We start from the raw sequence: 25,812 nt of genomic DNA, 5'->3' as shown, positions 1-25,812 counted from the left end.
AGGCGGCACACGTGCGCCGGGTACGCGGCATGTCCGTCTCGCAGGTTATCCCCGCAGGACCTGCGTCCCTAAATCGCAGATCACACTGGCGCGGTGATTACGGTCACAGATCGCGACCATACCCACCTATCTTTGTACAGCCGTGCTGCTCGGAGGGGGAAATGCCGATCGGGCGGCCCCCTCCCCAACGAGGGCCGCCCGATCGGTCAAGCAGATGCCGTACGGCGTACAGCAGGTGGTGTCATCAGATGTTCAGCCCGCCGAGGCCGTCAACACCGCCGATGCCGTCGATGCCGTCGACGGTGGGCAGGTCGGCCGGGACGGCCGGGAGGTCGGCCGGGACGGTGGGCAGGTCCGCGGGCACGGTCGGCAGGTCCGCGGGCACGGTCGGGAGGTCCGCGGGCACGGTGGGCAGGTCCGCGGGCACGGTCGGGAGGTCCGCCGGGACGGTCGGCAGGTCGGCCGGGACGGTGGGCAGGTCCGCGGGGACGCTCGGCAGGTCAGCCGGAACCGCCGGGAGGTCCGCGGGGACGCTCGGCAGGTCAGCCGGGACCGTCGGCAGGCCCGTGGCCGGAACCGCCGGGAGGTCCGCCGGGACCGAGGGGACGCCCGGCAGGGCAGGCAGGACCGGCAGGCCCGGGATGTTGGCGGCGTCCGTCAGGTCGGTCAGGTCGCCGGGCAGCGACGGGACCAGGGTCCGGGCGCCCGCGACCGCGTCGCCGACGACGATCTGCCCGTCAGCGGTCACGGTCATGGTCAGGCCCTGCACGAGCAGCACGCTGTCGCCCGCCACGCCCGTCGCGCTGTCCTGGGCGCCGTTGGCCAGGTTCTGGGCGTACGGGGCGACCTGCAGGTACACATCGTCGGCCAGCATGCCGGCGTCACCGACGGTCTGCTGGGCCACGGGGGTCACCTTGCCCACGACGTCGTTCCCGGCCGGGGGCAGCTCGCCCGGGGCGATGGAACCGGCGGTCGCCTGGGCGTCGCCCACGGCGCGCTGGGCCTTGCCGGCCAGCTCCTCCGGACGCACACCCGCACCGGAGAGGGCGGCGAGCAGGTTGTCGGCCGAGCCGGGGGTGGCGGGCAGCTCAGGGGTGGCCGGGACGGAGGGGAGGGCAGGCAGCTCGCCCGGGACGGAGGGCAGGGCAGGCACGGACGGCAGCGAGCCGAGGCCGGGGAGCTGCGGGATGACGCCGGGCACCTCGCCGGTGGGCAGGTCGACACCGCCGGTGACCTTCTTGGCGGCCTTCTGCGCCTTCTTGACGGTCTTCTTGGCCTTCTTGACCGTCTTCGCCGGGTCGACCTTGTCGGTGGCGCCGCCCGCGACGCCGTCGGTCAGGCCGTCGGTCAGGCCCGTCACGTCGCCGACGCCCGGCAGGGCGCCCTTCGCGGTGCCGGTGACCTGCGAGGCCGCGCCGTCCACGGTGGCCTTGGCGCCGTCCACGGCCTCGCCGGCGGCACCGGTGACCTTGGAGGTGTCGGCCACGCCGTTGGTCACGTCCTTGACGCCGTCGGTCGGCAGCGTGTCCCCGGCGGTCTTGGCGGCGCCGCCGACGGTGCTGGTGACGCTGTCGGTGGCCGGGACCTCGGGAAGGGTGTCCGCGTTGGCGGCGGCGGTGCCGAGGGCCCAGATGCCGGTGGCGGCAGCGGCGACGAGGATGGAACGGCGGATGTTGTTACGCATGAGGGGGAAGTCCTTCGAATTCAGGGGGATGTTCGGACGGGCAGACCTGACCCGCCCCCGCGCGGCAGGTCTCAGCAGACGGAGTGGAGGTCTGCCCTATCCGGGGAATTCGAGGACTTCGTTGAACCGCTCACGCGTGGGCGCGGAGCTCTCGGCGCGTACGGCGCCGGGGCACAGCCAGTGGCCGGCCTGGCCGCCGGGCACCAGGGCGGCATGGGTGTCCCCGCCACGGGGGGCGCCGCTGTCGCTGGTGCACTGGGCGACGGCCCCCGCCGGAGAACCGGCGGGGAGGGGGAAGGGAAGCGGCGCCGGAACGCCGTCACCCTGGGCCGGGCCGTGCGCCGCCCGTACGACCGGGGCCCGGTCGTGATCGGCGACGGTGCGCGGCGCGGTCACGGCCGACCGCGGGGCCGTGGGCCCCATACGGGTAGCGGCGCGCGCGGCCTGGTGTCCGGATGCCTTGTCGCCCTTGGCCTGGTGGCCGTCGGACGGCTGCTGAGCAGGCACGGAACCGCTCGGACCGGTGTCGTCGCCCGCCCCGCCGAGCACGTCGGAGGGCAGGTGGACGGGCAGAGACGAGCCCGTCTGGTCCAGCAGGTCGGTGACCGGCTCGGTGAGCTCCCGGGTCTGCTCCTCAACCGGCCGTATGGCATCCCGCAGCATCGATATGCGGCTCCGCCGCGTGGCGTCGTTGGCGCCCTGCGCCGCGCCGTCGGTGGCCTTCGTGGCCTGGGCGGCGTCGTCGGCGCTGTCCGTGTCGAGCAGTCCGGAGGTGGCCGACGAATCGACCGTCCCGCCCGTGTCCGTACGGTCCGCGGCGTGCGCGCTGCCCCCGAAGAGGAACGCAAGCGCCAGGAAACCCCCGAGGAACAGCGCCGCCAGCAGCGCCCGCCGCGCGGCCGCGGTGCGCGGCAGGCGCACTGCGACAGGCGTGGCGGACACAGCAGACAAGATCGGGGGCCTTCCCAGACGTACGGGCATACGGGCATACGGAACAGGGCGAAGCAGAGTTGGATCGACCAATCGGAAGGTCAGATTCACTTCCGCGGCGATGGGTTGATCCTTGCACGACGGGCGGGGGGCGGCGCAACCCCCCGGCGACGGTTACAGCTCCTTGTCCGGTATGGGTAGTTGACGCTTTTCGATTGCCGCGGCCATGACGTCCGGGAACAGATCGGGGGTGCAGGCGAAGGCGGGCGCGCCGAGCGCGGCGAGCGCCGCGGCGTGCTCCCGGTCGTAGGCGGGCGCGCCCTCGTCGGACAGCGCGAGCAGCGCGACGAACTGCACACCGGACGCCTTCATCGCCGCGACCCGGCCCAGCATCTCGTCGCGTATGCCGCCCTCGTACAGATCGCTGATCAGCACGACCACGGTGTCGGCGGGGCGGGAGATCTGCGACTGGCAGTACGCGAGCGCCCGGTTGATGTCCGTGCCACCGCCGAGCTGGGTGCCGAAGAGCACGTCCACCGGGTCGTCCAGCTCCTCCGTCAGATCCACGACGGCGGTGTCGAAGACGACGAGGCGGGTGGCGAGGGAGCGCATCGAGGCCAGTACGGCGCCGAAGACGGAGGCGTAGACGACGGACGCGGCCATCGACCCCGACTGGTCGATGCACAGGATCACGTCTTTCTTCACCCCGTGCGCCGCGCGCCCGTATCCGATCAGCCGTTCGGGGACGACGGTGCGGTGCTCGGGGAGGTAGTTCTTCAGGTTCGCGCGGATGGTGCGGCCCCAGTCGATATCGCGGTGGCGCGGGCGACTGGTCCTGGCGGTGCGGTCGAGGGCGCCGGTGAGGGTGGCGCGGGTGCGGGTGGCCAGCCGCTTCTCCAGGTCCTCCACGACCTTGCGGACGACGGCGCGGGCGGTGGTCCTGGTCGTCTCCGGCATCGCCTTGTTGAGCGAGAGCAGGGTCCCGACGAGGTGGACGTCCGCCTCCACGGCCTCCAGCATCTCGGGCTCCAGGAGCAGGGCGGACAGGCCGAGCCGGTCGATGGCGTCGCGCTGCATGACCTGGACCACGGAGGTGGGGAAGTATCGGCGGATGTCGCCCAGCCAGCGCGCCACTTGGGGCGCGGAGCCGCCGAGCCCGGCCGCGCGCGGACCGCTCCCCGGCGAGCCGCCGCGGGCGGTGGCGGCACCGCCGCCGCCGGGACTCGTCCCGCCGCCCGCGCCGTAGAGCGCTTCGAGCGTGCGGTCCATCGCGACGTCCTGCCCGCTCAGCGCGCATCCGGTCCCGTCACCGCCCTGCCCGCCGAGCACCAGCCGCCAGCGGCGCAGCCGCTCGTCCGTGGCTTCCCCGGTCGTCTGCGCGGTCATCCGGCCACCTCCGACGCGTGGTTGTCGTGGCTGCTGTGGTTGTCGTGGTTGTCGTGGTTGCTGTGGTTGTCGTCAAGCCCCAGAAGAAGGCGGACCGTCGGCAGGGCGGCCGCCGCGCGCCCCTCGTCCAGACCGGGCCCGAACCCGGGCGCGGGCGGGCCTCCGACCGGCCGCGGGCCGTCGCCCGCCGCCGGTCCGCGGCGGACCAACTCGCCGAGCGTACGGCGCACCCCGGCGTCGTACGCCGAGAACGTGCGCCGCAGCAGCGGCAGTACGTCCGTGAACGCCTCCGCCGGAACGCCCGTGAGCCAGCCGTCGAGCAGGCCCAGCAGCCGTTCGTCATGGACCAGCAGCATCCCGCCGCCCGCTCCGCCGGCACCGCCGCCTACGAATCCCTCAATCCAGGCCGCCGCTTCGACGGGCGCGGTCCCGGGCGAAAGCACCAGCCCCATCAGCCGGGCCGCCTCCCCCTCGGCCAGCCGACCGTCATCCAGGAGCAACCGCGCGGCCCGCCCCCGGATCACCCCTGAGACCCCGTCCCGCCCGGCAAGCCCCCGCAACACGCCGATCCAGCGCCCCCGCAACCCGACATCGGCCCGACCGCCCTCGCCGCCCGCACCGTCCGCGCTCTCCGGGCCACCTCCGCCGCCTGCGCCGACCAGGCCCGCTCCGCCTCGCTCCCCGCCATCCGCCCGGATCTCGGCCAGCAGGCCGACGGCCTGGTGCACGGCCTCCATGTGGCCGCGCATCTCGGCCGCGCCGTCCGCGTCGAGGCCGAAGCAGGCGGGTGGCAGGCCGACCAGGGCACGTTCGGCCAGGCCCACGGCGACCTCGGCCAGGGCGGCGGTGTCCGTGCCGCGTACGTCGCCGTAGCGCACCGAGCGGACGAGCGCGGGCAGGGCCTGGGCGAGATGGCCGACGTCCGCGTCGAGGGCGGCGCGGTCGGCGAGCGCGCGCATCACGACCGGGAGCGCGTCGGGGAGCCCGGCGAGCAGACAGCGCTCGGCCAGGTCCGTGACTTCGCCGAGGGCCGTGGCATCCACCGCCTTGGCCTCCGCCCTCGTGGTGGCGGCCGACAGCACGGTGGTGCCCCACACCCCCGCCTCGGCGACCCGCACCGACAGCTCCGGCTCCCAGCGCAGCCGCCATGTCTCCCGGAACGTGCCGGTGCTGCCGCGCGAGGCGGCCGGGGTCCCCCAGTCGACGCCGAGCAGCCGCAGCCGGTGCAGCAGGCGGCTGCGCGCGGCGTCGGTCTCCTTGCGCAGGTCCAGCTCCAGCTCGCGGTCGAGCGCCTCCGGCTTGAGCCGCAGCGAACGCTGGGTGCGCGTCAGATCCCGCTGGAGCGGAGTGGCGGGCGCCGACTCGGGCACCTCGCCGAGGACGTCCCCGACGACCAGCCGGTCATGGACGAGCGCGAGCGGCACATCGGAGCCGTCGCACATCACCGCCCGCACCGCGTCCATGGTCTCGGCGAGCCCGGCCAGCGGCCGACCGCGCATGGCGGCCAGGGTCTCGGCGAGCCGTACGGCCTCGATGACATGGGCGGACGAGGCGGCGAAGTCCTCGGCGCGCAGCAGCCCGGCGACCTTGGTCAGCCAGCGCTCCAGCGGGCGGTCCGCGGCGTGGAAGAGATGGCTGTACCAGCCGGGGGAGGCGATCCCCGCGCCGTAGCCGCTGTGCCGGGCCAGCCGACGGTGTGTCCACGGCACCCAGCTGAGCTCGACCTTGACCTTCGGCAGCCCCTTGAGGAGCCCGCGATCGGCCGTTGCGGTCGTCCGCTCGGCCAGCGCCGGAACGTGCCAGGCCCCGCACACGACGGCGACCCGGTCCCCGAACTCCCGCCGCGCCTCGCGCAGCCGCAGCCGCATCTGCGCCTCACGCGCGGCGTCGTGCTCATGTCCGCCGTGGCCGTACTCGGCGCGGAGCGCGGCCATGGCTTCGCCGAGCGCGGTGAACGAAGCGACGGCCCCGGTCCCGGCTCCCGTCCCGCCCATCCCGCCCGCCGACCCCGGGCCGCCCGTCGTATCCGCGCCCGGGCCCAGGCCACGGTGCTCGACGACGTCCTCCCACCACCGCTCCGGCTCCTCGTATCCCGCGGCCTCCGCGAGCACCGCGAGCGGATCCACCCACAGCCGCCCGGCCGGATCCTCCTCCGCTGCCTCGGCCTCCCCATCCGCACCCGTACGGGCCGCCAGGGCCAGGGAATTCGCCGCCGGGAGGTCGATGAACCGCACGGGAACGCCACGGGACAGGGCCCACTGGATGGCCACCCACTCCGGCGAGAACTCGGCCAGCGGCCAGAACGCGGCCTGCCCCGGGTCGCTCACCGCATGGGCGAGCAGGGCCACGGGGGGCCGCATGCCCTCTTCCGCGGCGAAGTCGACGAGCGCGTCCGCCTCCGGTGGTCCCTCGATGAGCACCGCGCCGGGCTCGCATGCGTCGAGCGCCGCCCGCACCGCCCGCGCGGAGCCCGGGCCGTGGTGCCGTACGCCCAGGAGCAGCGGCCACGGCGGCTCGGCCGGCACCGTCCGAGGGCCGGGCGGGGCCGCCGCGCGGTCCTGGGTGGCGGCGGCACTCACGCGCTCACCTCGCGGCACGCGCGGTAGAAGTCCTTCCAGCCGTCGCGCTCGCGGACCACCGTCTCCAGGTACTCCTGCCAGATGACGCGGTCCGCCGCCGGGTCGCGGACCACCGCGCCCAGGATGCCCGCGGCCACGTCGCCCGCCCGCAGGACGCCGTCGCCGAAGTGAGCGGCGAGCGCGAGTCCGCCGGTGACCACGGAGATCGCCTCGGCCGTCGACAGCGTGCCCGACGGCGACTTGAGCTTGGTGCGCCCGTCCTCCGTCGTCCCTCCCCGCAGCTCGCGGAAGACCGTGACCACCCGGCGGATCTCGGCCACGCCCTCGGGAGCCGGCGGCAGGTCCAGCGAGCGGCCGAGCTGGGCCACGCGGCGGGCCACGATGTCGACCTCCTCCTCCGCGGTCGCGGGCAGCGGCAGCACGACCGTGTTGAACCGGCGGCGCAGGGCGCTGGAGAGCTCGTTGACCCCCCGGTCGCGGTCGTTGGCCGTGGCGATCAGGTTGAAGCCGCGGACCGCCTGGACCTCCTCCCCCAGCTCCGGGATCGGCAGGGTCTTCTCCGAGAGGACGGTGATCAGCGTGTCCTGGACGTCGGCCGGGATACGGGTCAGCTCCTCCACGCGCGCGGTCATGCCCTCGGCCATCGCCCGCATCACCGGGCTCGGCACCAGCGCCTCGCGGCTGGGGCCGTGGGCGAGCAGCTGGGCGTAGTTCCAGCCGTAGCGGATGGCTTCCTCGGGCGTGCCCGCGGTGCCCTGGACGAGCAGCGTCGAATCGCCGCTGACCGCCGCCGCCAGGTGCTCGGAGACCCACGTCTTGGCCGTGCCGGGCACCCCCAGCAGGAGCAGCGCGCGGTCGGTGGCGAGGGTCGTGACGGCGACCTCGATGATGCGGCGGGGGCCCACGTACTTGGGCGTGATCACGGTGCCGTCCGGCAGCGTGCCGCCGAGCAGGTACGTCGCGACCGCCCACGGCGACAGGCGCCAGCGGGCGGGCCGCGGGCGGTCGTCAGCCGCGGCGAGCGCCTTGAGCTCGTCCGCGAAGGCGTCCTCGGCGTGCGGGCGCAGGGCCTCGCCTCCGACGACCTCCGGCGTGCCGTCGTCGGCGGCTCCAGCGGCTTGGGCTGCCTGGGTGGCAGCGTCGGCTTTGGCAGCGTCGGCATTGGCAGCGTCGGCGGCGTCGGTGCCGCCGCGGATCTGGGCGGTCTCAGCAGTCTCGGCGGTCTCGTCTCCGCTGGGCACAGGCACGGTCACAGCTCCCCCACGACTCGTCTCTCCGTCCGTTTCCGGACCCAACGACCACCCTGCACCACACCACTGACAACCAGCCCGACCGTCAACGAACCCGCAGGTCAAGGCGGTTGTCAGTGGGTGCCCGTACCGTCGAGGACATGAATGCGCAGGGGGAACGCTGGACGGCGGAGCAGGTGCTGGCCTTGGCTCCTGACGCCGCTTCACGCACGGCGGGTGGCAAGCTCGCCGCGCCCGGCCCGTGGTCGGGCGCGGGGGCGCATGGCCGGGGTGTGTGGGGGCTGTGCGCGGGCAGCGGCAGCAAGCCCTATCAGACCGTCGTCGACCTGGACGGACCGGGCTATCGCTGCAGCTGCCCGAGCCGGAAGTTCCCGTGCAAGCACGCGCTCGGCCTGCTGCTCCTGTGGGCGGGCGGCGGGGGTGTCCCGGAGGTCGAGGGGCCGCCCGAGTGGGCCGGGCAGTGGCTCAGCGAGCGGCGGGAGCGCGCCGAGCGCGCGGCGTCCACGGCCGTCGCCGGAGCCGCGGACGGAGCCGCCGGAGCTGCTGGGGGGCGGAAGGAGCCGGGCGGCGTCGCCGATCCGGAGGCGGCCCGGCGGCGGGCCGAGCGGCGCACCCAGCGCATCGCCGCGGGCGCCACCGAACTGGAGCAGCGTCTGGCGGATCTGCTCCGCGAGGGTCTGGCCGGAGCCGATCACGCCGGTTACGCATCGTGGGACGAGACGGCCGCGCGCATGGTGGACGCGCAGGCGCCCGGTCTGGAGGCCCGGGTGCGGGAGCTGGGCGCCATCCCGTCCTCGGGGCCGGGCTGGCCCGCGCGCCTGCTGGAGGAGTGCGCCCTGCTCCACCTGCTGAACCAGGGCTTCTTGCGCCTGGACCGGCTCCCGGAGGCGCTGGCCACCACGACCCGCTCGCGCGTCGGCCTCACCACGACCACGGCCGAGCTGCTGTCCTCCGACACCGCCGTCCGGGACCGCTGGCTCGTCCTCGGCCAGCAGGACAGCGCCGACGGCAAGCTGACGACGCGCCGGATCTGGCTGCGCGGCCAGGACACGGGCCGCATGGCCCTGCTGCTCTCCTTCGGCGCGGCCGGGCACTCCCCCGAACTGGCCCTGCCGGTCGGCATCGTGCTGGACGCCGACCTCACGTACTACCCGGCCGGGCGCCCACTGCGCGCCGCGCTCGGCACCCGCCGCCCGGACCCGCCGCCGTCCCCCGTGCCGTCGCCCGCGGCGCCGCCGGTGCCTCCGGGGAGTGACATCGGCTCGGCCCTGGCCGCGTACGGGGACGCGCTGCGCGAGGACCCCTGGCTGGATGCCTGGCCGGTCGTCCTCGCGGGGGTGACCCCGATCCCGGGCGGCGAGGAAGGCTGGCAGCTGGCGGACGCCCGGACCGGCTCCGCCCTGCCGGTCGACCCCCGGTGCATGGGGCGTACGGACCTGTGGCAGCTGACCGCGATCTCGGGCGGCCGTCCCGTCACGGTCTTCGGCGAATGCGGCCACCGCGGCTTCGCCCCGATCACCACCTGGGATCCGGCCCCCGTCCCGCTCCAGAGCCCGTCCGGCACCGGATCGACACCGTATGGAGGCAGGCCATGAGCACCACCGCACCCTGGGACGACCTGGTCGCCGCCGCCCTGCTCGGCACCGAGCGCCGCACCCCGCCCATCACCCCGCGCCCCGGCCAGGACGCGCCCGCCGCCCTGCTGGACGCCGCCGCGCTCAGCACCGTACGGCGGCGGGCCGGGCTGCGCCCCGCCGCCTCCCGGCCCGCCCCCGCCCCCGCGCCCGAGGACCCGCGCCCGCCGCTTCCGCCAGCCGCCCGCAACCGGCTGGCCATGCTGCTGGCCGGCCGCTCGGCCCCCGGCAGCGGCCGGCGCTCCGCGCCCGACCTCGCCGAACTGCTCCCGCAGTGGCTCGCCATGGCCAACCAGTACGGCTACCGCGCGCCTGACGCCCTCCTCCCGTCCCTGTTGGACGCGGCCCGCGCGCGCACCGATCTGCGCCCGGAGGCGCTGACGCTCGGCGGGGCGCGAGTCCTGTGGCTGGCCCGGCTGAACCCGGAATGGAGGTTCGCGCTCCGCGGCAGCGGTGCCGGGCGCGCGGCGGAGGCGTTGGCGGCGGCTGACGCGTCAGCGTCGCCGTGCCCCCGGGATGCCGCCGCGGGCGCGGCCCCCGCGACCATGGGCCCCGCGGGCGCGACCCGGGTGGCGCCGGGCGCCTCGACCGCGCCCGGCCCCAAGCCCGCCGTCCCCGCCGGTACCACCGCCGAAGCGGTTACCGAAGAAGCTGCGCCCCGGCCCGGCGACACGGCCACGCCAGGCGACCCCACCACGGCCGACCCAGCCGTCCCCGATGGTCCCGCCGCGCCCGCGCCCCCGTCCGCCCCCGGCGACACGTCCGCCGTCCCCGCCGGTACCACCGCCGAAAGGGTTGCCGAAGAGGCCGCGGCGCCCCGGCCCGGCAGCCCGGCCACACCAGGCGACGCCACCACGCCCGACCCAGCCGTCCCCGATGGTCCCGCCGCACCCGGGTCAGGCGACCCCGCCGTGTCCGCATCCCACGGCCGTGCCGTTCCCCACGGTTCGGCCGCGCCCGGCGCGTCCACCACGCCCGGCGCCGCGGCAGCCCGCGACACCCCGGCGGCCGTGCCCGTCGACATACAGCGCCAGTGGGAGGAGGGCCTGTTCGCCGAGCGGGTCTCGCTGCTGGCGGCGGTGCGCCACCGCGACCCGGAGCTCGGCCTCGCGCTGCTCGGCGGCTCCTGGTCCATGGAGCGCGCCGAGGACCGGCTGATGTTCCTGGACTCGCTCCGCGACGATCTCTCACCGTCCGACGAGCCGTTCCTGGAACACGCCCTGACCGACCGCAGCCGGAACGTCCGGGCCACAGCCGCCGAGTTGCTGTCCGCCCTCCCCGGCTCGGCGCTGGCCTCCCGGATGGCCGAGCGGTCCAGGGCCTGCGTCTCCCTCACCGCCGGAGGCATCGCCATCGAGGCGCCGGCCGAATGCGATGGCGGCATGCAGCGCGACGGCGTCGTGGCCAAGCCCCCTTCGGGGCGCGGTGAGCGCGCGTGGTGGTTCGGCCAGCTGGTGGAGGCGACCCCGCTGGAGCGCTGGAGCGACTGGTTCGGCGGGCGTGGCGCGGCCGAGATCGTGGCGCTGCCGGTCGCCGACGGCTGGCAGGCGGACCTTCAGGCGGCGTGGTGCCGGGCGGCCGTCCGCCAGCGGAATGTGGAGTGGTCCCGCGCCCTGCTCGGCGCGCCGTCCGCACCGCCCGCCGCCACGCCCACCACCCCGACCGCCCCGGGCGGGGCCGCCCCGCCCACCGCCGCGTCCTGGCGCGACCCGGCGAAGCTGCTGTCCGCCCTGCCGCCGGCCGAACGGGCCGAGTGGGTCGCGGACTTCATCGCGGCCCATGGGCTGTCCGACGCCTTCCGGCTGCTGGGCGTGTGCGCGGTGCCATGGGCCGAGCCGCTGGGCCGGGCGGTCGTGGACGCGCTCGACATCGCCCGTGACGCGGGCAGCTACCCATGGAGCTTCAGCGGCGTGATGGGGCTGGCCGAGCGCTGTCTGGACCCGGACCAGGCCGACCGGCTGGAAGTGCTCACCGCGATATCGGACGAGCCGGCGGACGGCTCGCCCGGCGCCGGGGGCTACTGGTCGGAGGCGTTCCAGCGCCTGGTGGGCACGCTCCGGCTGCGCGCCGCGATGCGCCGCGAGCTCGAACCACCAGCTGGCGCAACACCGACCGGCACAGCGCCGACCCACCCGGCCCCGACCCACCCGGCGGCGACCGGTCCGGCACCCACCGGTCCGGCACCCACCGGTCCGGCACCGGCCCCCTAGCGCTGCGTCCGCCGGCCCGTCCGGCGCCTTGCGCGCTGACCACACCAGGGCGCCTGCTTCGCCATCGGGGCGCCCTTGGGCCGCTCCGACCGGACCGCTGCGACCGGGCCGCCGGCTGCCGGGCGAACCTCGACCGACGCATCACCAGTCGGTGGTGCTGACCACGCCACGGCCCGCCGGGACTCCGAGCCGCGGCAAGCCGTGCCGCGTCAGCGACCCGCCCGCGACTCGGTCGCGGAAGCGCAGCGCGGGCGCGGCGCGGTGCGCCGTGGCGCCGTAGCGGTCGGCCGGGCGGCACGGGATCCGCTTCGGCGGCGCCGTACCGGGCGCGAGGCGCGGCCACCCTGCGCGCGCCGCGCGGCCCGCGGGGTTACGCGGCCACCGGCCGTACGTTCGCTCTGACCCACTCCACGATCGAGGTGGTCGTGGCCCCCGGGGTGAAGATCTCGGCCACCCCACGCTCCTTCAGCAGAGGGATGTCCGCCTCGGGGATGATGCCGCCGCCGAACACCTTGATGTCCTCCGCGTCGCGCTCCCGCAGCAGCTCAAGCACCTTCGCGAAGAGCGTCATATGCGCGCCGGAGAGGATGGACAGCCCGATCGCGTCGGCGTCCTCCTGGATCGCGGTGTCGACGATCTGCTCGGGCGTCTGGTGGAGGCCGGTGTAGATGACCTCCATGCCCGCGTCCCGCAGCGCCCGCGCGATGACCTTCGCCCCGCGGTCGTGACCGTCGAGCCCAGGCTTGGCCACCACCACACGGATCGGACCGGTCACACCCATCGCAGCCTCCATGTCGTCATCCCCCGCGGTGCGTCGCGCGCGGATCTCGCGGACCTCCGTCGCGGGACGTGAACGTGAACGAACGTTATCTACAGCATCCCGCACGCAGCAGTTTCACGGCGCGCGCCAAGGGGGAAATCACACCTGGGACACATTCACCTCGGCCGCACCCACCTCCGCCTCGACCGCCGCGAGGCGGTCCCACGCATCGGGCCGGCCACCAGGGGAGCCGCAGCGGGGACCGTCGCACCGCGCAGCGCCATCAGCACGAGCCGCCTGGCGCCGCGGTGCGACGGCGCGGTCGTACCGCCACGACCACGACGTCCACCACCACCGTCCACCCGCTGCAGGCTTCCCGCGAGGGCTCACGGGGGCAGTGCCGCCTCCCGTGCGCCGTTCAGGAGGTCGGCCGTCATGGGCCTCACCCGGATTCGCGCTACCGTCCTCGACCTGGCGATCCTCGCCGGGCATCTTCTCCTCTATCCGACCGGCCTGCTCCAAGAGCGCCCACCTGCCGCGCCGCCGGCTGCCGAACCACCATCGCCCGGTCCCCCGACCCGGCTACCGACCAACGACCAGGCCCACCGCCCGGTCCTCCTGCTGCACGGCTTCATCGACAACCGCTCCGTCTTCGTCCTGCTGCGCCGCTCCCTGCGCCGGCACGGCCGACAGCATGTGACGGCGCTCAACTACTCCCCGCTGACCTGCGATATCCGCACCGCCGCCGAGCTGCTCGACCGCCATGTGCGGGAGATCCGCGCGCGCACCGGCCACAGCCGGGTGGATGTCGTGGGGCACAGTCTGGGCGGTCTGATCGCCCGTTACTACGTGCAGCGGCTGGGCGGGGACGCCTTTGTGCATACGCTGGTCACCCTCGGCACCCCGCACTCCGGCACCCGCACCGCGCCCCTGCTGTCCGCGCATCCGCTGGTGCGCCAGATGTGCCCGGATTCCGATGTGATCGAGGAATTGCGGCTCCCCGCGCCCGATTGCCGTACTCGGTTCATCGGCTTCTGGAGCGATGTGGATCAGCTGATGATCCCCGCGGAGACGGCCCGTATCGACCATCCGGATCTACGGGCACGCAACATCCGCGTCAGCGGAATCGGGCATCTCACCCTCCCGGTGCACCATGCGATCGCCGCGGAAGTCCGCGAGGCGCTGGATGCCGCCGAAGGGGCGCCGACAGACGCTTCCGATGCCGCTTCGGTTGCGTGAAGGGGCAGGAAGTTGCCGAACAGTAATCGAACACCCGGCCAAATTACGGCAGCCAGTCAGCCGAAAGGCGGCCAAATGCCCGTTCCGGCGTTACTCAAAACCTGATGAAGATTGTCGCCGTCCCGAACCGGCGGGTACAGTCGCCGCTAATTCTCCTGCTGCCGAGGCGAAAGAGAAGTTGGTGGTGAACGACCGTCACCCGTCGGGGATCACAACCTCGACCGTCCCCGCTCCTGACGCCTCATATCCGTATTACGAGGCATACGACCAGCAGGGCACAGCGCACGGCTACGCCGGGTACGACGGCTACTCCACCGGCAGCTTCGACAACCTCACCGCCGCATACGGCGATGGCGACCCCCTCTTCGGCTCCCTCCCCGGCGACCACGGCGGCGGCTATGGGACCGGGCACGACGGAACCGGCAGCGGGCAGTACGACGCCACGCAGTGGGGCGCCGCGACCGGCGCCTACGACTCCGGCGTCTATGACTCCGGGACCTACGACACCACCGCGATGTGGGCCGGCTCCGGCGTTCCGCTGGCCGGCACCATCCCGGCCCAGCAGGGCTCGGACACCGGCGGCCACTGGGACGCCTCCGCCTGGGACACCACCGGCCACCACGATCTGACGGCCGGCGCCCAGTGGGACGGCACCGGGCAGTACGACACGTCGGGAGTCGACACCGGCCAGACCCAGTTCTGGGACATGAGCGCCTATGCGACCGTCGACGAGTCGCACTACGACCAGGGCGAATACGGCCAGGGCGAATACGACCAGCGCGGATACGACCAGAACGGGCACGGCCAGAACGGGCACGGCCAGAGCGAGTACCACGAGGGCGGGTACGAGCACGGCGGATATCAGCAGTCCGCCGAGCAGCCGTACGCCGCTCCCGAGGCGGAGCCGGAACCCGGGGCGGGGCCCGTGCACGAGGCCGAGACCCAGACCGCCCTGATGGCCCTGGACCTCGACTCGCCCGAGGCCGACGCGGCCCACAGGGCCGACGCCGCCGACCCCACCGACCCCGCCGCCCACAACGAAGGCGGCACGGCCGCCGACTTCGAGGACGCCGCGCCCGAGGTGGTATCGGTTCCCTCGCCCCGCCGGGACGGCGGCCGCAGCAGCCGCCGCCGCGCCCCCTCGGCCCGCCCCAAACGCTCGGCGCTCCTCACCGTCGCCGTCCCGTCCGTCTGCGCGCTGGGCGTCACCGCCGTGGCCGCCGCCTCCGTCGCCAACATCGGCGACGACAAGAAGGACGCCAAGACCACCCAAGCCGCCTCCGACACCCCGCCGGTCAAGGCCTCGGTCGCCAACAGCAAGCTGGACGCCCAGTTCGCCAGGGGCCTCGAGGGCGCCGATGACTTCGGGGACCGCGCCAGCCGCACCCAGGAGCGGATCGATCTGAAGGCGCGCCAGGCCGCCGAGCGGCAGCGCAAGATCCAGGAGGCCGCCCGCAAGGAGGCGCTGCGGCCGAAATTCGCGCTGCCCGTCGCGCAGCACGGGCTGAGCGCCAGCTTCGGCCAGGCGGGCATCAACTGGATGTCCGTGCACACCGGCATCGACTTCCCGGTCAGCTACGGCACTCCGGTCATGGCCGCGACCGACGGCACCGTACGCACCCAGTGGAACAACGCCTACGGCAACATGGTCATATTGACCAGCCCGGACGGCACCGAGACCTGGTACTGCCATCTGAGCAGCGCCAAGATCCGGGCCGGTTCGGTCAAGGCCGGGGACGTCATCGCGTACTCCGGGAACTCCGGCAACTCCACCGGGCCACACCTTCACTTCGAGGTGCACCCCGGCGGCGGCTCGGCCATAGACCCGCTGCCGTGGCTGCGCTCCCATGGGCTCGACCCGACATAGCCCCAGGCCCTCCTAGGCCCAGGGCTCCCACTAGTCAGGCCCAGCCAGGCCCAAGTCCCGCCCAGGCCCCCACCCAGTAGGCGCAGGCGCCGGGGCCGCCAGGCGTCCCCTACAGCTTCTCCACCGGCGCGTACCGCAGCAGCAGCCGCTTGGGCTTCTCGTCGCCGAAGTCGATCGTCGCCTCCGCGTTGTCCCCGCTGCCCTTCACCGCAACCACGGTGCCGAGCCCGAACGCGTCATGGGTGACCCGGTCGCCGATGGCCAGCGCGACCACCGGCCGCTCCCTGGCCCGCCGCGTGGCGAAGCCACCGGCCCCGGACCCCGCCCTCGAACGCGACGAGGACAGCGAGGACGCAACCCCCGAGACGGCACCGCCGGCCCCGACCGCGCCCATCGACGCCGACGGGGTGGAGGGCCCGGTCCGCTGCCAGCGCATGTACTGGTCCGGGATCTCCTCCAGGAAGCGGGACGGCGGGTTGTACGCGGGCTGGCCCCAGGCGCTGCGCATCGTCGACCGGGTCAGATACAGCCGCTCGCGCGCCCGCGTGATGCCGACGTACGCCAGCCGCCGCTCCTCCTCCAGCTCCTTCGTCTGACCGAGCGCGCGCATATGCGGGAAGACCCCGTCCTCCATGCCGCTGAGGAAGACCACCGGGAACTCGAGGCCCTTGGCGGTGTGCAGCGTCATCAGCGTGATGACCCCGGCGCCCTCGGCGTCGTCGTCGGGGATCTGGTCGGAGTCGGCGACGAGCGCGACCTGCTCCAGGAACTCCGCGAGCGTGCCCGGGTTCTCCTCGCCGCGCTCCTGCTCGTACTCCAGGGCGACGGCCGCCAGCTCCTGGAGGTTTTCGATACGGGTCTCGTCCTGCGGGTCCGTGGACGCCTGGAGCTCCGCCAGATAGCCCGTGCGCTCCAGCACCGCCTCCAGCACGGTGGCCGGCCCGGCGCCCGACTCGGCGATCGTGCGCAACTCCTCCATCAGCACGTTGAACCGCTTGACCGCGTTGGCCGAGCGGGCCGCCATGCCGTACGCCTCGTCGACGCGGCGCAGCGCCTGCGGGAAGGTGATCTTCTCGCGCAGCGACAGCGCGTCGATCATCGCCTCGGCGCGCTCGCCGATACCGCGCTTGGGCACGTTCAGAATCCGGCGCAGCGGGACGGTGTCCTCCGGGTTGGCCAGCACCCGCAGATACGCGAGGACGTCGCGGACCTCCTTGCGCTCGTAGAAGCGCACACCGCCGACGACCTTGTACGGCAGCCCGACCCGGATGAAGACCTCTTCGAAGACACGGGACTGCGCGTTGGTCCGGTAGAAGACGGCCACGTCCCCGGACCTGGCGTCGCCCGCGTCCGTCAGCCGGTCGATCTCGTCGGCGACGAACTGGGCCTCGTCGTGCTCGGTGTCGGCCACATAGCCGGTGATGGTCGCCCCGGCGCCGGCGTCGGTCCACAGGTTCTTCGGGCGCCGGTTCTCATTGCGCTCGATGACGGCGTTGGCCGCGCTGAGGATCGTCTGGGTGGAGCGGTAGTTCTGCTCCAGGAGGATGGTCGTGGCGTCCGGATAGTCCTCCTCGAACTGGAGGATGTTACGGATCGTGGCGCCCCGGAAGGCGTAGATCGACTGGTCGGCGTCGCCCACCACGCACAGCTCGGCGGCCCCGATCCCCTCGCCGACGTCGCCTTCACCAACGCCATCGGCGGCGGCCACCGGGCCCGGGCCCACCAGCTCGCGCACCAGCGTGTACTGCGCGTGGTTGGTGTCCTGGTACTCGTCGACCAGGACATGGCGGAAGCGGCGGCGGTAGTGCTCGGCGACGTCGGGGAATGCCTGGAGCAGATTGACCGTCGTCATGATGATGTCGTCGAAGTCGAGGGCATTGGCCTCGCGCAGCCGCGACTGGTACATCACATACGCCTCGGCGAGCGTCTTCTCGAAGCCGTCCGATGCCTGTCCGGCGAAGGTCTCCTCGTCGATGAGCTCGTTCTTCAGGTTGGAGACCTTGGCGCTGAAGGACTTGGGCGGATACCGCTTCGGGTCGAGGTCCAGATCCCGGCAGACCAGCGCCATCAGCCGCTTGGAGTCGGCCGCGTCGTAGATCGAGAAGGAGGACGTGAAACCGAGCTTCTTGGACTCCCGGCGCAGGATGCGCACGCAGGCGCTGTGGAACGTCGACACCCACATGGCGTTCGCACGCGGGCCGACCAGCTCCTCGACCCGCTCCTTCATCTCGCCCGCGGCCTTGTTGGTGAAGGTGATGGCGAGGATCTGGCCGGGGTGCACGCTGCGCGCGCCGAGCAGATAGGCGATGCGGTGGGTGAGCACCCGGGTCTTGCCCGATCCGGCGCCCGCGACGATCAGCAGCGGCGAGCCGGTGTGCACCACGGCGGCCCTCTGCTGCTCGTTCATCCCCTCCAGGAGCGCGGCCGGATCCACCGCGGGGCGCGCCGCGCCGTCGCGGTAGTACGCCTCCCTGGGGGCGGGCGCGTCGAACTTCCCGTCGAAGAGGTCGTGCGGGACGTCCTCAGCGGCGGGCCCGCCGTCGTCCTCGGGCGGCGGGGGCTCCTCGTCCGAGGGCCCGAGGTCCGCCAGGAAGCTGTCATCAAAGAGGCTGCTCATCGCTCACCGAGTCTAGGGCGCCGCACTGACAGCGTATGCGCGGAAGTCACGAAACGGTTTCGGGACAATTCGAACATCAGCCTTCACACGAGCCCCACAAGACCACTACCGTCCTCCATCAGGCGGTCCGGAACCCGTCGGCGACCAGCGTCGACACGGGCTGTCTCCGCCGAGTCCGGCCCCGCCGCGAGGCAGCCGGAGCCGGGGACCCCCACGTACCACTGGGGTGAATCGGTCCAGCGCGGCGACGCCAGCCGTCCGCCGCCCGGACCGTAGGGCAGCCTTCCGACGCCCGAACCCGACAGCTAACCCGGTAGGCGGTCCACGGAAGGAGTCGCCTCCCTTGGCGTCGCACCGCAAGCCGCGGACCCGAATACTGGACTCGGCCACCGGCCGCCGCACCGCCGTCGGGGTCACCACGGCCGCCCTCGCCTCCGTCACCCTCCTCTCCCAGACGGCGAGCGCCGAGCCCGGTAAGCCCAAGCCAACGGTCGAAGAGGTCAAGAAGAAGGTCGACACGCTCTACCACCAGGCCGAATCCGCGACCCAGGCATACAACGCCGCCAAGGAGCGCACGGGCGAGCAGCGCGCCAAGGTCGACCGGCTGCTGGACAGCGTCGCCAAGCGCACCGAAAAGCTGAACGAGGCACGGCGCAAGCTGGGCAGCTATGCGGCGGCGCAGTACCGCAGCGGCGGCATGGCCAACAGCACCGCGACCCTGCTGTTCGCCAAGGACCCGCGGGACATCTTCGACCAGTCCCATCTGATGGACCGGCTGTCCGGCGAGCAGAAGCAGGCCGTCGACGACTTCCTGTCGCAGCAGGCCAAGGCCGCCAAGGAGCGTACGAAGGCCGGCGAGAGCCTGGCGTCGCTGACCCGGTCGCAGCAGCAGCTGAAGACCAGGAAGAAGACCGTCCAGGGCAAGCTCACCCAAGCCCGTGAGCTGCTGTCGAAGCTGACCGCCGAGGAGAAGGCGCGGCTGGCGGCGATCGAGAAGAAGAAGGAAGAGGAGGCCCGGCGCAAGGCGGCTGAGCTGGCCCAGCAGCAGCGGGAGGCGGCGGCCAAGCGGGCGCAGGAGGAGGCGGCGAAGCGGCGGCAGGAGCAGGCGAGCTCCTCCGACTCGTCGAGCTCCTCCGGTTCCTCGGGGTCTTCCAGTTCCTCGGGATCGTCCGGGACCTCGGGGTCCTCCAGCTCGACCTCCACCAAGGCCGACAAGGCCATCGCCTTCGCGCAGGCGCAGCTCGGCAAGCCGTATGTCTGGGGCGCGACCGGACCCAACTCCTACGACTGCTCGGGGCTCACCCAGGCCGCCTGGAAGGCCGCCGGGGTCTCACTGCCGCGCACCACCTGGGACCAGGTGAAGGTCGGCACGCGCGTGTCGACCGCCAACCTCCAGCCGGGCGATCTCGTCTTCTTCTATGACGACATCAGCCATGTCGGCATCTATATAGGCGACGGAATGATGATCCACGCCCCGAAGCCCGGCGATGTGGTCAAGAAGGCGCCGATCACCGAGATGCCGATCTACGGCAGCGTCCGCCCGGCCGCCTAGCAGCCCTCCCGCCTCCCCGGGTCCCGGAGGGGCGCTCCGGGGCCCGGGAGGCGGCTGCGCGGCTTCAGGTGCCGGGCTGCGCGGCTCAGGTGCCGGGTTTGCGGCCGTAGACGTATACGTCGTCGCCGTTGCGCAGCAGGCTCCAGTACTTCTTGGCGTCGCCCTTGCGCATATTGACGCAGCCGTGGGAGCCCGGCGGCGACCACACGCTGCCCGCGATGGAGTGGAAGGCCTGGCCGCCGTCGAAGAACTGGCTGTACGGCATCGCGACGTCGTAGAGCGTCGACCAGTGGTCGATGTCCCGCCAGTAGACCTTCTTCAGCCCGCCCCGGGTCTCATACCGGTCGCGGCCGGTGCGCACCGGCACCGGGCCGTACACCAGCCGTGAGCCGTCCTGGATCCAGCTCAGCTGGCGGGTGAGGTCCACACAGGCGATACGGCCCTTGTTGGTGGGGCACTTTTTCGCCTTGTTCGGGTTGTGCCCGGCCGCCTTCTGCGAGTTGATCAGCTTCATCACCCCCCAGGTGACCGGCCCCGCATAGCCGATCGTGGGGCTGATCCCGTGGTTGATCTGGAACTTCTGGATCGCCAGACAGTCCGTACGCGACTGCCGCCCGTCCACCGGGCGGCCCAGGAACTTCTCCACCTGCTTCTGGTACGGCCCGACGCTCGTCGTGCACGACGAGGCGGCCTGCGCCGGGGTGCCGAGCGCGACCGCCAGCGGCACCACCATCCCCGCCACCCCCAGGGCCACGCCCGTCCGGCGGCCCCAACCCCCAAGTACCCCCACTGCCCGCTCCCTTCGGCTGCCTTGCCCGGTAAGACAGCTGCTCTGCCTGGTTGGACAGACGACGGGGCCGGGGGGTTGTACGGAAAATTACGCCCAGAGGACGAAAATTACGTCCACAGGACGGCGATGAAGATGTTGGCCGTGGTGAGCAGCCCGACCGCGCCGAGGGCCGACGACTCGACCTTCTCGTCGTCGCGCTTCACATAGACCAGCCCCAGGACCACGATCAGCAGCGCCAGCTTCACACCGATCTTGATGTTGTTGACGCTGTTGTCGTCGGCCTGGTTGAGCCCCACCAGCGCGGCACCGGTCACCAGCATGGTCAGCGCGCCGTGCAGCATCCCCGGGGTCATCCGCCCCTCGCCCGCGCGCATCGGCTTCAGCTGCGCCAGGAAGCCGCCGAGCAGCGCGGCGATACCGACGATGTGCAGCCCGACGAAAACATTGATGAGGACGTCCATGGTTGGCGAGCGTAGCCCTGCCCATAGCAGCCCCCGGCAACCGGGTGGGTCACGATCGCCGCTTCGATCACGGCCGCCCCGCGAGTCATCCGCAGCCGGGCGCCGGGCGGTCGGATACGGGCATCAGGGCGCCGAATCCGTCCACTCCCGTTCATCGCACCGCCCGTCCGCGCCCGCCCGCCTAGCTTCCTCCCCCAGGTGGCAGTCCGCTTCCCGTTAGCCGAGGGTCCCCGCCTCATGGGCGGGCTGCCACCTGCCCGACCGGATGGAACCCGGCCGGATGGAAAAGGAAGGTGACCCGCCGCCGTGGCGTCGCACAGGAAGCCCAAGCAGCGCTCGCTCACGGGCGGGACCGCCTGGACCGCCGCCGTCGCCCTCGCGGGCGCCGCCGTCACCGCCGTCAGCGGCACCGGCCACGCCGAGACCCGCCCCACCCCCGCCCAGGTGCGGGCGAAGGTGGACCAGTACCAGCGGGAGGCCGAGGAGGCCAACGAGAAGTACAACGGCGCGAAGGAGAAGGCGGACCAGGCCCGCCAGGCGCTCGACCGGCTGCGCGACGAGGCGGCCCGCGGTACGGCGCGGCTGAACGCCTCGCGCAACGCGCTGGGCGCCATCGCCACCGCCCAGTACCGCTCCGGCACCGTCGCGCCCACCCTCCAGCTCGCGCTGTCCTCCTCCCCCGAACAGTTTCTGCGGCGGGCCTCGCTCGCCGACCGCGCGAACAGCCGCCAAGCCGCCACCGTCGCGGGCCTCTCCCGCCAGACCCGGAAGTTAGGCAGGCTGCGCGGTGAGGCGCAGGACAAGCTCGACCAGCTGCACGGCGCTCAGGCGGCGCTCGCGCGCCACAGGGGCGTCGCCCGCAAGAAGCTCGCCGCCGCCAAGGCCCTCCTCGACCGGCTGACCAGCGAACAGCGCCGCCGCTACGAGGCCCAGGAAGCCCGGGAAGCCCGGGAAGCCCGGGAGGCCCGCGAGGCCCGGGAGGCTGAAGGCGCCGGTGCCGCGCCGTACGCCACATCGGGCCGCGCGGCCCGCGCCGTCTCGTACGCGTACGGGGCGCTCGGCAAACCGTATGTCTGGGGCGCGACCGGGCCGCAGGGCTACGACTGCTCGGGGCTGACCCAGGCCGCCTGGCGGGCCGCCGGGGTGGCGCTGCCGCGCACCACCTACACCCAGATCAACGCGGGCCGACGGGTCTCGCGCACCGAGCTCATCCCCGGTGACCTGGTCTTCTTCTACTCCGGCGTCAGCCATGTCGGCCTCTACATCGGCGGCGGCCGCATGATCCACGCCCCGCGCCCCGGCGCGCCCGTCCGCGTGGCGCCGATCGACCAGATGCCGTTCGCGGGCGCGACCCGGCCCGCGTAGGGGCGGTCGGCCTCTCCGGTCCCGCCGTGTGTCACGGAAGCGTCCACTCCGTCACCGCCGCGTGGGGCTTGTCCGCATTACGTCGAGGGTCTGTCCCCGATACGTCATCGGCTGGGCCGGTCCGGCCACCGCTACGTGCTGAGGGGTGATCGCGCCCGGGTGGTTGGGAGCGAATGACCTACAGGAGAAGATCCTCATGTTCGGTAAGCGTTCCGCCGCATTCGCCGCCCTCGTCACGACCGGTGTGCTGCTGCTGACGGCCTGCGGGGGCGGAGACGACTCGGCGCAGGACTCCAAGGCGTCCCGGGCGTCCCAGACCTCGAAGGCGCCCCAGGCGTCGCAGAAGACGTCGGAGGCGGAGCGGTCCTCGGCGGCCTCGGGCGCCATGGACCTCTCGTTCCGCAGCGGCACCGCCAAGCAGGGCGGCGCGGCCCCGAAGACCGGCGACTGGGCGGGCTCGGGCACCCCCAAGGCCCGTAAGTGGGTCCAGCTCTCCGCGGGCCGGGCCGGGGCGCTGAACCCGGTCGTGGTCAACGGCGCCGGCTTCACCCTCTACCGCTTCGACAAGGACACCGCCATGCCGTCCAAGTCCAACTGCGAGGGCGCCTGCGCCACCACCTGGCCGCCGGTCCCCATCGCTCCCGGCGGCAAGATCTTCGTGGACGGGGTCAAGCCGTCCACGATCGGTGTGATCAAGCGGGCCGACGGCACCCGCCAGGTCACCATCAACGGCTGGCCGGTCTACCGCTTCAGCAAGGACGCCAAGCCCGGGGACACCAACGGCCAGGGCGTCGGCGGCACCTGGTTCGGCATGACGCCCGACGGCCAGAAGGCCGGTCGACCCGAAAACATCCCCGCGGGCTCTGCCCCGAGCGGCGGGACCGCCAAGGCCACCAGCGTCGTCCTGTTCTACGACGCCGGATTCGCCGACAACGGGGCGCAGGGCCTGGCCGGTCCGGGCTGCCAGAACGTGGCGCGCGACGACGTCGCCTCCTCCCTGTCGGCCGACGGTTCGCTGAAGATCTGGTCCGGGCCCGACTGCACCGGCAGGTCCAAGGTCGTGACCGGCGATGTCGCCGACCTGGCGGCCATCGGCTTCGACAACGACGTCTCGTCCGTCCGCTTCGGCTGACCGACGGGCCCGGCCGACCGACCGGTGGACGGGCGGGCGTACCGTGCGGCCGTATCCAGCCAGGTGAGAAAGAGAGCTGAATCCGTGTCGGAGCACAGCGCCACCCCGGCCTCCGTCGTGCTGTCGGGCTACGGCCCGGTCGGCCGGGCCTACGTCGACCACCTCGCCGCGCACGGCGAAGCCCTCGCGGACCGCCACGGAGCGCGGCTGCGCCTCGCGGCCGTACGGACCAGCTCGGCCGAGTACCTGCCGCCGCCCGCCGAAGGCACAGACGCCGAAGGCACCGGGGACGCCGATGACACCGATGACACCGGGGACACCGGGGACGCCGAAGGCACCGGGGACACCGAGGGCACCGGGGGCACCGAGGGCTGGGGCACCTGGGCGCCCCCGCCGCCCCGGTCCGCGTGGGGCCCGCTGCCGTCGCTGGCCGAGACGCTGGACCGTACGGGGGCCGGGGTGCTGGTCCAGTGCGTGCCCTCGTCCCCCGAGGTGCGCGACCAGGCGGCCGCCGAGGCGCTGCTCGCCCTGCGCCGCGGTGTCCACGTGGTCACCGCCACCAAGAGCCATCTGCTCAGCCACTGGCGGGAGCTGGGCCGGGCCGCGGTGGAGGGCGGCAGCCTGATCAGGATCTCGGGCGCCACCGGCGCCGCCCTGCCCGCGGGCGACCTGGCCAGGGCCGGTGTACGCGGCCTCGGCTGCCGTACGATCCGCGCCTGCCCGAACGGCACGGCCACCTTCGTGCTCGACCGCCTCGCGGCCGGCGACTCCCTGGCCGACGCGGTCGCCGAGGCGCGGCGGCGCGGGATCGCCGAGGCCGACCCCAGCGCCGATCTGTCCGGCTCCGACGCCGCCACGAAGGCGCGGCTGCTGGCGGCCCTGCTGTGGGGCTGGGACGCCTCGGCGGTCCGTACCGAGACCGAGCCGGTGGACGACGGCACGGCGCGGGCCGCGCGGGAGGCCGCCGCCTCGGGCCACCGGCTGCGCGCGGTCGCGAGCGCGAGCGCCGATGAACCACTGCTGGTCCGGGTCCGCCTGGAGCGGACCGCGCCCGGCGATCCGCTGCACGCGCTCACCGGGCCGGAGAAGGCCGTGGTCTACGGCTGTCCGGACGCGGGCGACATCACGGTGAGCGGCGGCCGCTCAAGCCCGCTCGGCGCGGCGCTCGCCATGGTCAAGGACACGCTGGACGTGGCGGTGCCGCGGCGCCTGGGCTTCGGGTGAGACGGGCGGGCCGGGCGGACCGGGCTCAGGCGACGAGGTCCGGGGTGAGCGCGGCGGGGGTCTCGACGCCCAGCAGGGTCATGGTGTGGGCGAGTTCGGCTGTGAGCCGGTCCACGGCCTCCTGGACCCCCGCGGCCCCCTCCGTCGCCAGACCCCACAGCGCCGGGCGGCCGACGAACACCGCGCGGGCGCCCAGCGCGAGGGCCGCCGCTATGTGCTCGCCGCGGCGCACCCCGCTGTCGGCGTAGACCTCGACGCCGGTGCCCGCCAGCGCCTCGGCCACGCGGGGCAGCGCGGACGCCGAGGTCACACTGCGGTCGAGCTGGCGTCCGCCGTGGGTGGAGACCACCACGCCCGCGCCCCCGTGGTCCACGACGACCTTGGCGTCGTCCGCCCGCAGCACGCCCTTGACCAGGACCGGGAGCCCGCTGATCTCATGCAGCCAGCCGATCAGGTCCGGCGCCAGGTCCGGCTCCATCTGGGCCGCTTCGCGCGGGAACTCCTGACGGCCCTCCAGGTTGACCAGACGTACGAGCGGATCGAGGTCGGCGGCCCGGTGATTGTCCCCGCGGCGGCCGAGCACCGGTACGTCGACGGTGAACAGCAGCGCGCGGGCGCCGTGGTCGACGGCGCGCCGGACGAGTTCGGCGGTCAGGCCGCGGTCGCGCATGACGTACACCTGGTACCACCAGGGCGCGCCCGAGGCGGCGATGTTCTCGAAGCGGCTGGCGGTCCAGGTCGTCACGCCCAGCAGGGACCCGGCCCCGGCCGCGCCCTTCGCCATCTCCTGCTCACCGTCCGGGTGGGCGTACTCCTGGCCCGCCATGGGGGCGACGAGCACCGGGGTGGCGACCTCGGTGCCCAGCACGGTCGTACGGGTGGCGACCCCGGATACGCGGCGCAGCATATGCGGCAGCAACCGCAGCGCGTCCCAGTCGCGCAGCCCCTCGTCCCGGGTGACGTCACGCCCGGCGCCGGAGGCGTAGTACGCGTATGCGTGCGGCGGCAGCCGCCGCTCCGCTTCGGCCTCCCAGGTCTCCCACCACTCGGGTCCCGCTTCCAACCCCGCTACTGGTCCGGCAGTACCCATGGCGTGCGTCTCCCTCCCTGCCCGCGATCACAAGTCGCGGGC

18 protein-coding genes and 1 riboswitch are annotated in these 25,812 nt (G+C 73.5%); of the genes, 8 read left to right on the top strand and 10 right to left on the bottom strand.

All coding sequences use genetic code 11. The features are described 5' to 3' along the window. Positions 1 to 244 precede the first annotated feature (244 nt). The 5 genes from ACH4U7_RS25310 to ACH4U7_RS25290 all read right to left on the bottom strand — a co-directional run bounded on the left by ACH4U7_RS25310 (position 245) and on the right by ACH4U7_RS25290 (position 7,646). Positions 245 to 1,684, bottom strand: coding sequence for a hypothetical protein (locus tag ACH4U7_RS25310; protein ID WP_398530109.1), 1,440 nt, complete (start codon positions 1,682 to 1,684; stop codon positions 245 to 247). A 96-nt stretch (positions 1,685 to 1,780) separates the two neighbouring features. Further along, positions 1,781 to 2,626 carry a hypothetical protein gene (locus ACH4U7_RS25305; RefSeq protein ID WP_398530108.1) on the bottom strand — a complete coding sequence of 282 codons (846 nt, stop codon included), beginning with the start codon at positions 2,624 to 2,626 and terminating at the stop codon, positions 1,781 to 1,783. Between the two features lie 162 nt (positions 2,627 to 2,788). Next, positions 2,789 to 4,000, bottom strand: coding sequence for a VWA domain-containing protein (locus ACH4U7_RS25300; protein ID WP_398530107.1), 1,212 nt, complete (start codon positions 3,998 to 4,000; stop codon positions 2,789 to 2,791). Next, positions 3,997 to 6,525 (bottom strand): DUF5682 family protein, encoded by a 2,529-nt coding sequence (locus ACH4U7_RS25295; protein ID WP_398530242.1) that lies wholly within the window; start codon positions 6,523 to 6,525, stop codon positions 3,997 to 3,999. The genes ACH4U7_RS25300 and ACH4U7_RS25295 overlap by 4 nt, the downstream gene beginning before the upstream one ends. A 50-nt stretch (positions 6,526 to 6,575) precedes the next feature. Then, positions 6,576 to 7,646 carry an AAA family ATPase gene (locus ACH4U7_RS25290; protein WP_089512634.1) on the bottom strand — a complete coding sequence of 357 codons (1,071 nt, stop codon included), beginning with the start codon at positions 7,644 to 7,646 and terminating at the stop codon, positions 6,576 to 6,578. A gap of 323 nt (positions 7,647 to 7,969) precedes the next feature. Here ACH4U7_RS25290 and ACH4U7_RS25285 point away from each other — a divergent pair, with 323 nt between their 5' ends. Together ACH4U7_RS25285 and ACH4U7_RS25280 are read left to right on the top strand one after the other, a co-directional pair. Next, entirely contained in the window at positions 7,970 to 9,424 is a 1,455-nt protein-coding gene (locus ACH4U7_RS25285; protein ID WP_398530106.1) for an SWIM zinc finger family protein, read from the top strand. Beyond that, positions 9,421 to 11,673, top strand: a complete 2,253-nt coding sequence (locus tag ACH4U7_RS25280; protein WP_398530105.1) for a DUF5691 domain-containing protein — start codon at positions 9,421 to 9,423, stop codon at positions 11,671 to 11,673. The genes ACH4U7_RS25285 and ACH4U7_RS25280 overlap by 4 nt, the downstream gene beginning before the upstream one ends. Before the next feature lie 370 nt (positions 11,674 to 12,043). Here ACH4U7_RS25280 and ACH4U7_RS25275 read toward each other — a convergent pair whose 3' ends face one another. Then, positions 12,044 to 12,454: a cobalamin B12-binding domain-containing protein gene (locus tag ACH4U7_RS25275; RefSeq protein ID WP_385625438.1), complete on the bottom strand. Its 411-nt coding sequence runs from the start codon at positions 12,452 to 12,454 to the stop codon at positions 12,044 to 12,046. A gap of 414 nt (positions 12,455 to 12,868) precedes the next feature. Here ACH4U7_RS25275 and ACH4U7_RS25270 point away from each other — a divergent pair, with 414 nt between their 5' ends. Next, positions 12,869 to 13,672 carry an alpha/beta fold hydrolase gene (locus ACH4U7_RS25270; protein ID WP_398530104.1) on the top strand — a complete coding sequence of 268 codons (804 nt, stop codon included), beginning with the start codon at positions 12,869 to 12,871 and terminating at the stop codon, positions 13,670 to 13,672. Positions 13,673 to 13,856: 184 nt separating this feature from the next. Beyond that, the gene (locus tag ACH4U7_RS25265; protein ID WP_398530103.1) at positions 13,857 to 15,539 is read left to right on the top strand and encodes a M23 family metallopeptidase; all 1,683 of its coding nucleotides are present in this window, start codon (positions 13,857 to 13,859) and stop codon (positions 15,537 to 15,539) included. A gap of 109 nt (positions 15,540 to 15,648) precedes the next feature. Here ACH4U7_RS25265 and pcrA read toward each other — a convergent pair whose 3' ends face one another. Further along, positions 15,649 to 18,156, bottom strand: a complete 2,508-nt coding sequence (gene pcrA, locus ACH4U7_RS25260) for a DNA helicase PcrA (protein ID WP_398530102.1) — start codon at positions 18,154 to 18,156, stop codon at positions 15,649 to 15,651. 157 nt (positions 18,157 to 18,313) lie between these two features. Continuing rightward, positions 18,314 to 18,492, top strand: a riboswitch (cyclic di-AMP (ydaO/yuaA leader). A gap of 7 nt (positions 18,493 to 18,499) precedes the next feature. On the opposite strand from pcrA, the gene ACH4U7_RS25255 reads away from it, so the two are divergent. Beyond that, complete coding sequence (locus ACH4U7_RS25255; protein WP_398530101.1) at positions 18,500 to 19,708, top strand: NlpC/P60 family protein; 1,209 nt, start codon at positions 18,500 to 18,502, stop codon at positions 19,706 to 19,708. Positions 19,709 to 19,793: 85 nt separating this feature from the next. On the opposite strand, the gene ACH4U7_RS25250 is transcribed toward ACH4U7_RS25255, so the two are convergent. Both ACH4U7_RS25250 and ACH4U7_RS25245 read right to left on the bottom strand, forming a co-directional pair. After that, the gene (locus ACH4U7_RS25250; protein ID WP_398530241.1) at positions 19,794 to 20,441 is read right to left on the bottom strand and encodes a L,D-transpeptidase; all 648 of its coding nucleotides are present in this window, start codon (positions 20,439 to 20,441) and stop codon (positions 19,794 to 19,796) included. Between the two features lie 164 nt (positions 20,442 to 20,605). Next, entirely contained in the window at positions 20,606 to 20,959 is a 354-nt protein-coding gene (locus ACH4U7_RS25245; RefSeq protein WP_014177364.1) for a hypothetical protein, read from the bottom strand. 306 nt (positions 20,960 to 21,265) lie between these two features. On the opposite strand from ACH4U7_RS25245, the gene ACH4U7_RS25240 reads away from it, so the two are divergent. From ACH4U7_RS25240 to ACH4U7_RS25230, 3 genes are all read left to right on the top strand, one after another. Next, positions 21,266 to 22,324 carry an NlpC/P60 family protein gene (locus ACH4U7_RS25240; protein WP_398530100.1) on the top strand — a complete coding sequence of 353 codons (1,059 nt, stop codon included), beginning with the start codon at positions 21,266 to 21,268 and terminating at the stop codon, positions 22,322 to 22,324. Between the two features lie 196 nt (positions 22,325 to 22,520). After that, complete coding sequence (locus ACH4U7_RS25235; protein WP_398530099.1) at positions 22,521 to 23,456, top strand: hypothetical protein; 936 nt, start codon at positions 22,521 to 22,523, stop codon at positions 23,454 to 23,456. A gap of 84 nt (positions 23,457 to 23,540) precedes the next feature. Further along, positions 23,541 to 24,680: a homoserine dehydrogenase gene (locus ACH4U7_RS25230; protein ID WP_398530098.1), complete on the top strand. Its 1,140-nt coding sequence runs from the start codon at positions 23,541 to 23,543 to the stop codon at positions 24,678 to 24,680. A gap of 25 nt (positions 24,681 to 24,705) precedes the next feature. On the opposite strand, the gene ACH4U7_RS25225 is transcribed toward ACH4U7_RS25230, so the two are convergent. Continuing rightward, positions 24,706 to 25,770 (bottom strand): alpha-hydroxy acid oxidase, encoded by a 1,065-nt coding sequence (locus tag ACH4U7_RS25225; protein WP_398530097.1) that lies wholly within the window; start codon positions 25,768 to 25,770, stop codon positions 24,706 to 24,708. Positions 25,771 to 25,812 lie beyond the last annotated feature (42 nt).

Origin of the sequence: Streptomyces sp. NPDC020845, assembly GCF_044334165.1 — a bacterium.
Taxonomy (GTDB): Bacteria; Actinomycetota; Actinomycetes; order Streptomycetales; family Streptomycetaceae; genus Streptomyces.
The sequence above is the reverse complement of the archived record's forward strand: the minus strand, read 5'-3'. Positions and strand labels throughout refer to the sequence as shown.